Here is an 11,346-nt window from a genome sequence, read left to right on the forward strand (position 1 = left end):
TAAAACCCCTTTAACTCTAAACCACCAGGTATTACTACTGCCACTTGGGTAAAACCCCAATTAATTGCCGAAGTTGAGTTTACTGCATGGACAAAAGAGGGGCGTTTACGCCACCCAAGTTTTAAAGGATTGCGTTTTGATAAGAAAGCCAGGAGCATTCTAAGGGAAGTGGAGAAGCCAGTGGATAAAATTAATAAAATTAGAAAAATGAGATAAAAAGAATAAAAATCTCTTAATATAAACTTACGCATCCTAATAAAATTCTCTACAAAGAAGATAAAATCAAGTAAAAAAATCTTTTTAACTATTACCAGGATATTGCTGATTTCATTCTTCCTTTTATTGAAAAACGCCCCTTGACCTTAGTACGCTGTCCAACAACGTATGAAGATTGTTTTTATCAAAAAACTTAATGAAACCAGCCTCCAAGCACTGCATCCAGTTGAAATAGCGGATATTAATCAGGGGAAAAGTGAAAATTATATTTACTTAGATGATTTAGAGGGTTTACTCAGCTTGGTACAAATGGGAGTACTGGAGATTCATCCATGGGGAAGCCGTATTGACAACCTGGAGTACCCGGATACTATAATCTTTGATTTAGATCCGGCTCCTGATATTTTATGGAAACAAATTGTTGAAGCAGCGTTTGAAATAAAAAACATTTAGACGAGTTTAAATTAAAATCCTTTGTTAAAACAACAGGAGGTAAGGGTCTGCATGTCGTTGTTCCCATTCAACCAGAATATGATTGGGATACGGTTAAAAATTTCGTTCAGGTATTTGTCCAATTTTTAGAAAAATTAAGCCAGAAAACTATACTAGCAAGATGTCGAAAACCAAAAGAAAAGGGAAAATTTTTATTGATTATTTGCGTAATCAAAGAGGTGCAACAGCCATAGCTGCCTACTCAACTCGCGCGCGGATACATGCTCCTGTAGCAACTCCCCTACATTGGGATGAATTAACTGATAATAGGTTAGATACTTTTTATACGATACGAACAATCACTGAAAGACTTCGCCATCTACAAAAAGATCCTTGGCATAATTTTTGGCAAACAAAGCAGTCCTTGCACTTAGATCAATTAGAATAAGGGGCTTTATCAGTTTATCGCCAATCAGTCGGTTCCAGGGGAATCAAAATCCACATAATGAGATAGACTAACAGCGCTGAACCACCTAAAAGAAAAAATAACGAAGAGAAACCGAATCCAGAATGGATCCATATTAAAATAAATACCTAATCCCCCGCATATCCCCGCAATTTTTCTTTCTCTACGAGAACGCCATAGCTTTCTGTAAGGCTTTGAGAGTCGATTCATAGTCGATTAACTTGAATTAGGAGGCTTTAATATACCAAATCTTGAATAGAAAGAACTAGTTTTATAGTCCTGGTTAACTAAAATAGGTATTCCGTCTTCCTTTAAAGACAGAATACCCTTCTTTCCAGGACAGCTGCCACACGTCTACTCTCAATTACGTTTAATACCAGCCTGTCGCAGACTTTGCTCACCAAATTTCCTAGCATTACTAGCCGCAGAGAGCATGTGTTTTTCAAAAATATGGAAAGCCTCTTCCATGTAATTTAAAGTTTTATGACTATTCTCTATAAACACATGAATATTCCGTTCCAGAAGATCCTCTGGTTTTCGAAGCTTCGTGAGATCTTCAGGCTTCAAATAAGACATATTTTGCAGAGTTTTCAGATTGAGCGCCATTATTTCTTGTAAAGGCTGTTGGAAGTGACGAACACTATGTTTCCACTGTTCCATTTGTTCATGCATAGTAATCTCCTTGTGTGCACTGCACAATCAAAGATTAGCTCACTAAACCAGGTTGTCAAATTTGTTATAAAAAGCAGATCACTCCATTAATGATTCTTTTAATGAAAACATTTATACATTGCCCTGTCTCTGGTTTTTGCTGTAAATGAGAATTTTTTGATTTGAAGTAGGCTATCCTATTAGAACAAATAGTAATTTTATAAGGAGATAAAAATGGGCTATTTAATCGCGTGGCTTTTAGGTGTTCCAATAAGCATATTAATATTAATTTGGTTAATATCCCACATTTGATAAAGCTCATTAGACAAGGAGAGTTATAATGGCTAAAGAATCGATAGCAGTAGCAGAGCACCCCCATTGCTTGCATACATATAAACGAATTTCATGGTCTGCCATTATCATTGGGGCTTTAGTAGCAGTAGGACTTGGTTTTCTCTTAAATCTTTTCGGATTAGCGATTGGCTTGAGTGCTTTTACAATGAGCGATACCGGAGCTAATGTGGTAGCAATTGGAGGATTACTTGGGATTCTTATCGGTATTATTTCCTCTATGCTGGCTGCAGGTTATACGGCAGGTTACCTTGGACGCTTATATTGTCCTAAACGAAATCTCGGTATCGTATATGGATTTAGCACCTGGACTTTAGCGTTAATGTTGACCGCCCTAATCAGCGTTCCTCTCATCCATCACGCCGCTAATTATACAAGCATGACCTCTCACTCAGTTGCAGTAGCAACCAACAAACCAGTGAATGTTAGTAACAAAGTGATATCAACTAGTATTAGCCCTCAGCATCAGCACAGCCGTTCGAAAACGATGAATGTAAACGCTCCAACAGAAACTTTAGCATGGAGTGTATTTTGTGTATTTATTCTATTTTTTGTTAGCGCTGTATCTTGCTGTTTTGGTGCTTGCTGGGGAATGAGTTGTTATCGAGACGATTAATCATTTTACTTCGAGCCCTCTCCACTATGGAAAGGGCTTGTTATCACTCGAAATACCTCTCTGAATACAGATTTCATGATTAAAAAATAGTCATATTAAAAATCCTTATTTGGCTATAATTAATTAGGAATACATGGAGGTAGTTATGACTAAGACGAGCAAAAAGCCCCAATCTTATGCCGTCGCAAGAAAACTATAAAAAGGGACGGAAAACAAGAGTACGCTGGTCGGCAGTGAACGAAGTAATTCTAAAAATACATCTCACCTGAATCGCAATCCAGAAAAGAAAGCCCTTTTTTCGCTGCTACCTATCCTAAAATAGAAAAAATGTCGATAGTTACGATGAAGAGAATGATGGTTTTTAAAATTTCACCTTCGTTTCATCAATAAGAAGAACAGGCACGAAAAATTAAAAGGAATTAAGGTGCTATTTAGTTGCTAACGAATTTGAACAGGCGTAGTTGATCTCTCCTCTTCTAGTAGTATTCTTCTATTTTATTGAAGTCTATTCTTGGAGAAGATGAATGCTTTATTTATGGCTCAAGTACATTCACATTTTAAGCTCTACTCTGTTATTTGGCACTGGATTTGGTACAGCATGTGTTTTGCTTTATGGGCACTCTACAAAAACATCTCAACCATGGCAGTTTGTAATCAATATGTCGTGTTAGTAGATTGGCTATTCACCGGGATCTCTGGTTTTGTACAAGCACTAACGGGACTCTGGATGGTTTATTTAGCAGGATATTCCTTCCAATATCTATGGATTTGGGGAGCAATCGCTGGATATATTCTTGCAGCCTGTTGCTGGTTTCCTGTTGTCTATTTTCAAATTAAGTTACGTGATATTGTTCTCACTGCAGTAAAAAACAAAACTCCACTGCCCGCTGAATATTTCTACTATTTTCGTAGGTGGTTTATTTTAGGCTGGCCTGCATTTCTCAGTTTATTGATCGTTTTTTATTTTATGGTAATGAAACCAATTTTAAACATAGCCATTCATTTTTATCGGAATACTACACGTACTTTCACTATGTTAATAATCAAGCAAGACGGCACTGCTTACTTCACCAACATTAGCAGCGGTAACCTACTGAAATTATTTAGTCTATTCAATAAATAATTATTTGTTGCTCTTTTTCTTCCTTTTTAGTTTTGTTGTAGACGTTAGTTTTGTTGTAGACGCCAGAGGAGATTGCATTATATCCAAGATAGTTTTCATAGGATCCATGTCTGTAGGGGATTCCAATAACATCTTACTCATAATTGGCAATGCCGGAGAGTGCATCGGTAAATTCATAGACTTAGCTATATTATTCATATTTTCTTGTATAACATTGGTGGTGGGAAGTTCCATCCATTTATTAAAAAGCTTATTAGTCGAGTTGACATAATTAAGCATGTTATTGGTAAACATATTCCAAAAGCGAATTTGCTTATTGATTAAGGTCATCTGAAAATCAAACCAATAATTATTCTCCAATATTTTCATACTATTGAGCCATTGCCCGGGAATATATTGTTCTGAATTCTTTTCAGATAATTTCGTCTTTCCTTTGCTAATCATAAAATTCCTTATCTGATATCCAACTCGGTTTTAAGTGGACTATTTAAACTATAGGTGACGATTGAATGAACTGCCAAAAGATATGTTAATCATCGCTTTTTAAAGACATCAATGGAAGCAAATTAGCTTATAGTTCACACAACATCTATTTTTAAACTATGCTTAATGATAAATAACCAAGGAGGTAGAACAAAATGGACACATCAACTAAACGAGCAACTACTGCACATGCACAGAAAAAGTCCTCTCTTAAAACAAGTGCTCATAATGGCCGCAGTAAAGCACATATTGGTGAGGCCGCAAATCATTTATTACATGAAGGAAAAAACTGGCCAATGAAGCTTATGAAGAAGGCTTAAATAAACTGGAAGGTGTACAAGGTGAACTTAAAGAGTATTCCGATGAACTTTTGAAGAAAGTACAAAAAACCCACTAACTTCTTTATTAATAGCAGGGGGAGTAGGATTTTTACTGTCTCTTTTATTAAAAATAAATGAATATTATTGAGCACGTAGAGGGACTTGTTTCAGGGAAAATACGTATTATTAAACTAGTCACTCGCATTATTAAACTTGAGGCAAAATTAGCAGGGTTGAGTATTTATCCTCTGTTGCTCAATGTATGTCTTTTATTAATTACACTCACTACGCTGTGGCTATCCGCCATGTTGTTACTTGGGTATTTATTTACTCAGCTCTTTGGTAATACCTTTCTAGGAATTTTTATTGTCTTACTATTTAACCTAGGCTTTTCTTTTCTATTAGCAAACTATTTAAGATCCAATTTAGAAAAGATGAGTTTCAAAAAACAAGAGCCTATTTTGCCAGGCAGAATGCCCATGAAAAACTCCCGAAAACAACTGATTGTCAAAATTGAAAAACTAGACAAAAATTTGCATCAACAACAAATGAAGGTGCAAAAACATTACCGTTGTTTGACGAGCTTTATCAACTCTACTGATGTCCTCATTGGTCTTATACCTGCTTTTATGATTGGCTGGGGAAGTACCAAGGGAAGCTTTATAAAAATATGCTTAAATACATAATTCGTGTAGAACTCTTCACAATTCTCGCTGCTCTCAGCAAGAAACTGATTAAGTAAACACGCTTACCCATAACTTATAATATTTTAGTAAAGAGTCTGAAACAGGCGCTGCGTCGGACATTGGTACGAACTCAAATACTATTATCGACTCTAACAGTGACAATACTAACGTCCTGAGCAATAAAATAGATCGTGGAAGTTATAATTTAAAGTGATTTTCCGCACCAAGATTATTACCACGACTAAACTCATAATCTTATTTTTTAACAATGACCGCACCTTTATTTGGCATTTTTTCTACATATTCTTTTATATTCTTCTTCTAATTTTTTAAACCTTCATCAGATAATTTATCCAAATCTAAAATAGATTTGCGGGCATTCTTTTTAGATTTGATTAATTCATCAATTTTTAAGTTAAGAATTTTTGTATCACGATTTTGTGTATTCTGAATTAAAAACACCATTAAAAAGGTAATAATGGTTGTACCAGTATTAATTATAAGCTGCCAGGTATCCGAAAAATTAAATAAAGGGCCTGTAATAAGCCAAACCAATATCAAACTCAATGCGATTACAAAGCACCAAGAACGCCCCACAGCATCCGAGATCCTCTTCGCAAAATTATTAAAATGGTTAGAGTTGTCTTTAATCTTCATAATGATTCCCTGCTCCTCTAAGTATTCTAAACTACTCCTCTTTGTCGGTATCTTTCTAAATATAGCAAACTCACTCTTAACTCTCACTTTGCAATAACTAACCATTGCTTAATGGTTTAAATTATCATAATTTAAGAATAAGCAATTTTTATTCTGGAACCCCCTGACAGGGTTTTAACAGAAAATTCAAGCAATTGCTTTTCACCCTGAAAAGCTGTTAACAATACTCTCACATCTTATCCACAGCTTACTCCCATTTTGTTCTCTTGATTTTTTCAAAAAACACAATATATTGTTTTTATAAAAACAAAATACCACCAGATATGGTGTATTTAAGATTGTATTCAGCAACGATTTATTCTATATTTTAAATATGGATCCAACTAATCTTAAGGATTGAAATTAGTTGGGTGGCCAAACAACACCGTGGAGAAAACATGTCTGAGATTCTTGAGTCGGTAAAAGATGTACCGCAAACAAGTCAACTGGAATTGACCGCTATTGCCCCAGGTTTGCTGAAAACCATAAAGCGCAATGGTAAAGTTGTTAGCTATGATGATAACAAAATCAAAGTTGCCATTACTAAAGCGTTTATTGCTGTAGAAGGCGGCAATGCTGCAGCATCCAATAGAATTCATCAACAAATTGATGAAATCACTCAACGGGTTACTCAAGCCTTTAAACGTCGTCATCCAAGTGGCGGTAGTATTCATATCGAAGACATCCAGGATCAAGTAGAGTTGGCTTTAATGCGCAGCAGTCAGTACAAAATTGCGCGTGCTTATGTACTCTATCGTGAAGAACATCGTAAAGCCCGAGAAGTAGTACTAAAACAACAAGCCAAGGATAACAAGGTACCACTCATCACGATGCCCGATGGTGAATTGAAACCATTGGATATGGCGCGTGTAAATACTATTGTTGCCGAAGCCTGTCGTGAATTGGATAATGTTAAAGCAGAACCTGTTATTAAAGACGCTTTGCGTAATCTTTATAACCAGGCCAAATTAGAAGACGTACATAAAGCCTTAATTATGGCTGCTCGTACCCTCGTAGAAAAAGAGCCCAACTATAGCTATGTCAGCGCTCGTTTACTCCTGGACAGTCTACGTGCCGAAGCATTAAATAAATTAAATATACAGACAGAAGCCACCTTCGATGAAATGGCAGCCCTCTACCCAGCTTATTTCAAAGCCTATATTACCCAAGGGATTACCCAAGGCATGCTCGAACACAAATTGGCTGATTTTAATTTAGATAAGTTGGCCAAAGCATTGTTACCTCAGCGCGACATGAAATTCACTTATTTAAGCCTACAGACGCTTTATGATCGCTATTTCATTCACGAGCATGGTGTCCGCTATGAATTACCACAGGCCTTCTTTATGCGTGTAGCCATGGGTTTAGCAATTCGTGAGCAAAACAAAGATGATAAAGCAATCGAATTTTATCTACTGCTATCCTCTTTCGACTATATGTCTTCGACGCCGACACTCTTTAACTCAGGTACAGTCAGACCTCAATTATCAAGCTGCTATTTGACTACCATCCCTGATCATTTGGATGGAATTTACAGCGCAATCAAAGATAATGCCCTCCTCTCTAAATTTGCCGGCGGCCTTGGCAATGATTGGACTCCTGTTCGTGCTATGGGAGCACACATCAAAGGCACTAATGGTAAATCACAGGGGGTTGTACCTTTCTTAAATGTTGCTGACGCAACTGCCGTTGCAGTAAACCAAGGTGGTAAGCGTAAAGGGGCAGTTTGTGCGTACCTCGAATGCTGGCATCGCGATGTAGAAGAGTTTCTTGAGTTACGTAAAAATACCGGTGACGACAGACGTCGTACGCATGACATGAATACCGCCCTATGGATCCCTGACTTATTCATGAAACGTGTGCATGAAGAAGGTGAATGGACCTTATTCTCTCCTGATGAAGTTCCTGAATTACATGATGCCTACGGAAGCGAATTTGAAGCTCTGTACACTCGATGTGAAGAAAGAGCACAGCGTGGTGAAATTAAAAATGTTAAAAAGATTTCCGCTCTTAAATTATGGCGCCGTATGCTTTCCATGTTATTTGAAACCGGTCATCCATGGTTAACTTTTAAAGATCCATGCAACCTGCGCTCACCTCAGCAGCACGCAGGAGTGATCCACAGTTCCAATCTATGTACAGAAATTACACTCAATACTTCACAGGATGAAATTGCAGTCTGTAACTTAGGTAGTGTCAACTTGCCTGCCCATATTCATAATGGCAAACTTGACCGCGAAAAATTAAAACGTACTATCACTACTGCTATTCGCATGCTTGATAATGTAATTGATATTAATTATTACTCTGTACCACAAGCACGCAACTCTAATCTGCAACATCGTCCAATTGGCCTGGGTTTGATGGGCTTCCAGGATGCACTTTATACACTCAAAATTGATTATACCTCTAAAAAAGCCATTGAATTTGCTGATGAATCAATGGAGTTAATCAGTTACTACGCTATTGAAGCTTCCTGTGAATTAGCGAAAGAACGAGGTAGTTATTCAAGTTATGAGGGTTCTTTGTGGAGTAAAGGGATTCTACCAATTGACTCCATTAATTTGTTACAGCAAACTCGCAATAAATACCTTGAGCAAGATCGCTCACAACGCCTGGATTGGGAAGATTTACGTGTCAAAGTACGTACTCAGGGCATGCGTAACTCGAATGTGATGGCCATCGCACCAACAGCCACCATTTCCAATATTTGTGGTGTATCACAATCCATTGAGCCAACCTATCAAAATCTCTACGTGAAGTCTAATTTGTCTGGCGAATTTACGGTGATTAATCCTTATTTGGTCGCTGATTTGAAAGCACTTGGCCTATGGGATGAAGTCATGGTTAATGACTTGAAATATTTCAATGGCAGTGTGCAACCTATCAGCCGTATTCCTACTGAATTGAAAGCGCGTTATGCAACAGCGTTTGAAATTGATCCGATGTGGCTAGTAGAGGCTGCTTCTCGCCGCCAGAAATGGATTGATCAAGCCCAATCGCTGAATATTTACATGGCTCAGCCATCCGGTAAAAAACTTGATCAATTATATAAACTTGCCTGGGTACGCGGTTTGAAAACAACTTACTATCTACGCAGCCTGGGTGCTAGTAATGCAGAAAAATCCACCGTAACTGACGGGGCACTCAATGCAGTCAAGATAGAACCAGAACCTAAAGTATGCTCTATTCTGGATCCTGACTGTGAAGCTTGCCAATAATGAGGAGAATTTGATGTCAATAACAACTTTAGAATCGATGAAAGCACCCAATCATATGGGTGCTACTGGCTTGGAAGCTTTGGAAATGGGGGCTGGCCGCATTCATGTTGATGACAAGCAAATTATCAACTGTCGAGCTGATTTAAACCAGTTAGTCCCTTTTAAATATACATGGGCTTGGGATAAATACTTAACAGCCTGCGCTAATCACTGGATGCCCAATGAAATTAATATGAGCGCTGATGTGGCTTTATGGAAAGATCCGAATGGTTTAACTGCAGACGAACGATTGATTATTTTACGCAATCTGGGGTTTTTCTCAACAGCTGATTCTTTGGTAGCCAATAACCTGGTCTTGGCCGTTTACCGTCATATTACCAACCCAGAATGTCGTCAATACTTGTTACGTCAAGCCTTCGAAGAGGCACTTCATACACACGCCTATCAATATGTTATCGAAAGTTTGGGGTTAGATGAGGCCGCTGTATTTAATATGTATCGCGAGATCCCTTCTGTTGCTACAAAAGCTGCGTGGGCGCTGCCTTTTACCCAAAGCCTGAGTGATCCTAATTTCCATACGGGTACTCCAGAAGATGATCAACGATTATTACGGGATCTCATTGCCTTCTATGTCGTTTTTGAGGGTATCTTCTTCTATGTGGGCTTTACACAAATCCTATCTATGGGTAGACGCAACAAAATGGTCGGTACATCTGAGCAATTTCAATATATTTTGCGTGACGAATCCATGCACATGAACTTTGGTATCGATGTCATTAACCAAATAAAAATTGAAAATCCTCATTTGTGGACACCTGCTTTTAAAGAGGAAATCATCCAATTGATTAAAGAAGGTGTAGCATTGGAATATCAATACGCTAGAGATACCATGCCACATGGTATTTTGGGCATGAACGCAGAAATGTTTGAAGAGTATTTGCATTTCATCGCTAACCGTCGCCTTAGCCAAATTGGTTTACCAGAACAATACCCAGGTGCCGAAAACCCATTCCCCTGGATGAGTGAAATGATGGATCTCAAAAAAGAGAAAAATTTCTTTGAAACTCGCGTGATTGAATATCAAGCTGGTGGAACTCTCAGCTGGGATGATGAAGATAACTAACGTGAGTTCGACATAAAAGCATTTTTATGTCGCTAAACGAACATTATCCCATAGACTCAAATCATCACAACAAACCATATTCGATAAGAATCAGCTTGTTGTGATTAACACACAAACTCCATCCACTCTCCCCGATTGCTCTGGTTGCTACACTAATAATTTGATAGATTTACAGAGTCAACTTGAGGGAGAAAAAATTGCAAGTAGAAACCCTAAATAAAGAAACCACCCGAGAAAGCTATCAAACTACAGCGGTGGCGTTTGCTCGTAATGTAGCAGAACTCGCCCCTACTGGCTCGATCGAAAAATTTATCAACTTCTTGCCTCCGAACGCTAAAATTATTGATATTGGCTGCGGTGCAGGTAGAGATGCAAAACTATTTAGTGCTGTGGGTGCTGAGGTTTTAGGAATTGATTTTAGCTCTAATCTTATCGACATAGCGCAACAATATGCTCCTTTAGCACAATTCCAAGTCATGGACATGGAGACCATGAGCTTTCCTGAAACCTCTTTTGACGGCGCTTGGGCAGCCTGTTCTTTGGGGCATCTACCTAAAAAGTCACTACCTGCCGTGCTTAAAAAAATTCATTCCCTTTTAGCAGAACAAGGGTATTTTTATTTGGCACTTAAAAAAGGCCACGGTGAAATGCTGGAAAATGATGCGCGCTATGGCAGCGATGTGAAGAAATTCTGGTCTTATTATGAGGAAGAAGAATTAAAAGATAGATTACAAGAAGCTCATTTTGAGATAATTGATTTCGCCACAGTGGCAATCAATCATCACTACCAAACACATCCAGCCATCCGGGTTTTTTGCCGAAAATTGACATAAAACGCTCTCCTTCAGCATAATGCTGAAGGAGAGAAAGCTTCATTATTAATTATTCCTTATTAATATTAAGTTCACGAAGCTTTCCTTTACTTTCAGCTTTCTTAGGTATAGTTACCCACAACATACCTT

12 protein-coding genes and 1 pseudogene are annotated in these 11,346 nt (G+C 37.9%); 9 read left to right on the top strand and 4 right to left on the bottom strand.

Annotation, left to right across the window (positions count from 1 at the left end; translation table 11 throughout):
• The first annotated feature begins 63 nt into the window (after nucleotides 1–63).
• Together BN58_RS34665 and ligD are read left to right on the top strand one after the other, a co-directional pair.
• Nucleotides 64–216, top strand: a complete 153-nt coding sequence (locus BN58_RS34665; RefSeq protein WP_232220662.1) for an ATP dependent DNA ligase — start codon at nucleotides 64–66, stop codon at nucleotides 214–216.
• Nucleotides 217–341: 125 nt separating this feature from the next.
• A pseudogene (ligD, locus tag BN58_RS37135) lies at nucleotides 342–1,096 on the top strand (non-homologous end-joining DNA ligase).
• 24 nt (nucleotides 1,097–1,120) lie between these two features.
• Here ligD and BN58_RS30000 read toward each other — a convergent pair.
• Both BN58_RS30000 and BN58_RS14495 read right to left on the bottom strand, forming a co-directional pair.
• On the bottom strand, nucleotides 1,121–1,324 hold the full coding sequence (locus BN58_RS30000) for a PspC domain-containing protein (protein ID WP_232220661.1): 204 nt from the start codon (nucleotides 1,322–1,324) through the stop codon (nucleotides 1,121–1,123).
• 150 nt (nucleotides 1,325–1,474) lie between these two features.
• On the bottom strand, nucleotides 1,475–1,786 hold the full coding sequence (locus BN58_RS14495) for a hypothetical protein (RefSeq protein ID WP_019217436.1): 312 nt from the start codon (nucleotides 1,784–1,786) through the stop codon (nucleotides 1,475–1,477).
• 319 nt (nucleotides 1,787–2,105) lie between these two features.
• On the opposite strand from BN58_RS14495, the gene BN58_RS14500 reads away from it, so the two are divergent.
• Both BN58_RS14500 and BN58_RS25825 read left to right on the top strand, forming a co-directional pair.
• Entirely contained in the window at nucleotides 2,106–2,732 is a 627-nt protein-coding gene (locus tag BN58_RS14500; RefSeq protein WP_019217437.1) for a hypothetical protein, read from the top strand.
• Between the two features lie 520 nt (nucleotides 2,733–3,252).
• Nucleotides 3,253–3,855: a DUF2269 family protein gene (locus BN58_RS25825; RefSeq protein ID WP_456297459.1), complete on the top strand. Its 603-nt coding sequence runs from the start codon at nucleotides 3,253–3,255 to the stop codon at nucleotides 3,853–3,855.
• On the opposite strand, the gene BN58_RS14510 is transcribed toward BN58_RS25825, so the two are convergent.
• Entirely contained in the window at nucleotides 3,856–4,299 is a 444-nt protein-coding gene (locus BN58_RS14510) for a hypothetical protein (RefSeq protein ID WP_019217438.1), read from the bottom strand.
• A 194-nt stretch (nucleotides 4,300–4,493) separates the two neighbouring features.
• Here BN58_RS14510 and BN58_RS34680 point away from each other — a divergent pair, with 194 nt between their 5' ends.
• Together BN58_RS34680 and BN58_RS25830 are read left to right on the top strand one after the other, a co-directional pair.
• On the top strand, nucleotides 4,494–4,658 hold the full coding sequence (locus BN58_RS34680; RefSeq protein ID WP_019217439.1) for a hypothetical protein: 165 nt from the start codon (nucleotides 4,494–4,496) through the stop codon (nucleotides 4,656–4,658).
• A 134-nt stretch (nucleotides 4,659–4,792) separates the two neighbouring features.
• The gene (locus BN58_RS25830; protein ID WP_019217440.1) at nucleotides 4,793–5,344 is read left to right on the top strand and encodes a hypothetical protein; all 552 of its coding nucleotides are present in this window, start codon (nucleotides 4,793–4,795) and stop codon (nucleotides 5,342–5,344) included.
• A gap of 321 nt (nucleotides 5,345–5,665) precedes the next feature.
• Here the strand turns inward: BN58_RS25830 and BN58_RS25835 are convergent, their stop codons facing one another.
• Nucleotides 5,666–6,001, bottom strand: a complete 336-nt coding sequence (locus tag BN58_RS25835; RefSeq protein ID WP_019217441.1) for a low affinity iron permease family protein — start codon at nucleotides 5,999–6,001, stop codon at nucleotides 5,666–5,668.
• Nucleotides 6,002–6,438: 437 nt separating this feature from the next.
• Between BN58_RS25835 and BN58_RS14530 the strand changes: the two genes are divergently transcribed.
• The 3 genes from BN58_RS14530 (at nucleotide 6,439) to BN58_RS14540 (ending at nucleotide 11,217) form a co-directional block, all read left to right on the top strand.
• Nucleotides 6,439–9,261, top strand: coding sequence for a ribonucleoside-diphosphate reductase subunit alpha (locus BN58_RS14530; RefSeq protein ID WP_019217442.1), 2,823 nt, complete (start codon nucleotides 6,439–6,441; stop codon nucleotides 9,259–9,261).
• A 13-nt stretch (nucleotides 9,262–9,274) separates the two neighbouring features.
• Nucleotides 9,275–10,384 (top strand): ribonucleotide-diphosphate reductase subunit beta, encoded by a 1,110-nt coding sequence (locus tag BN58_RS14535; RefSeq protein WP_026069509.1) that lies wholly within the window; start codon nucleotides 9,275–9,277, stop codon nucleotides 10,382–10,384.
• Nucleotides 10,385–10,581: 197 nt separating this feature from the next.
• Nucleotides 10,582–11,217, top strand: a complete 636-nt coding sequence (locus BN58_RS14540) for a class I SAM-dependent methyltransferase (RefSeq protein WP_019217444.1) — start codon at nucleotides 10,582–10,584, stop codon at nucleotides 11,215–11,217.
• The last annotated feature ends 129 nt before the right edge of the window (nucleotides 11,218–11,346 follow it).

The sequence above is a fragment of the Legionella tunisiensis genome, from assembly GCF_000308315.1.
GTDB lineage: Bacteria > Pseudomonadota > Gammaproteobacteria > Legionellales > Legionellaceae > Tatlockia > Tatlockia tunisiensis.

Excerpts from the sequence above, each read along its gene's own strand:
- BN58_RS30000 (WP_232220661.1), bottom strand. The coding sequence starts at position 1,324 with ATGAATCGACTCTCAAAGCCTTACAGAAAGCTATGGCGTTCTCGTAGA.
- BN58_RS14495 (WP_019217436.1), bottom strand. The coding sequence starts at position 1,786 with ATGCATGAACAAATGGAACAGTGGAAACATAGTGTTCGTCACTTCCAA.
- BN58_RS14500 (WP_019217437.1), top strand. The coding sequence starts at position 2,106 with ATGGCTAAAGAATCGATAGCAGTAGCAGAGCACCCCCATTGCTTGCAT.
- BN58_RS25825 (WP_456297459.1), top strand. The coding sequence starts at position 3,253 with ATGAATGCTTTATTTATGGCTCAAGTACATTCACATTTTAAGCTCTAC.
- BN58_RS14510 (WP_019217438.1), bottom strand. The coding sequence starts at position 4,299 with ATGATTAGCAAAGGAAAGACGAAATTATCTGAAAAGAATTCAGAACAA.
- BN58_RS34680 (WP_019217439.1), top strand. The coding sequence starts at position 4,494 with ATGGACACATCAACTAAACGAGCAACTACTGCACATGCACAGAAAAAG.
- BN58_RS25830 (WP_019217440.1), top strand. The coding sequence starts at position 4,793 with ATGAATATTATTGAGCACGTAGAGGGACTTGTTTCAGGGAAAATACGT.
- BN58_RS25835 (WP_019217441.1), bottom strand. The coding sequence starts at position 6,001 with ATGAAGATTAAAGACAACTCTAACCATTTTAATAATTTTGCGAAGAGG.
- BN58_RS14530 (WP_019217442.1), top strand. The coding sequence starts at position 6,439 with ATGTCTGAGATTCTTGAGTCGGTAAAAGATGTACCGCAAACAAGTCAA.
- BN58_RS14535 (WP_026069509.1), top strand. The coding sequence starts at position 9,275 with ATGTCAATAACAACTTTAGAATCGATGAAAGCACCCAATCATATGGGT.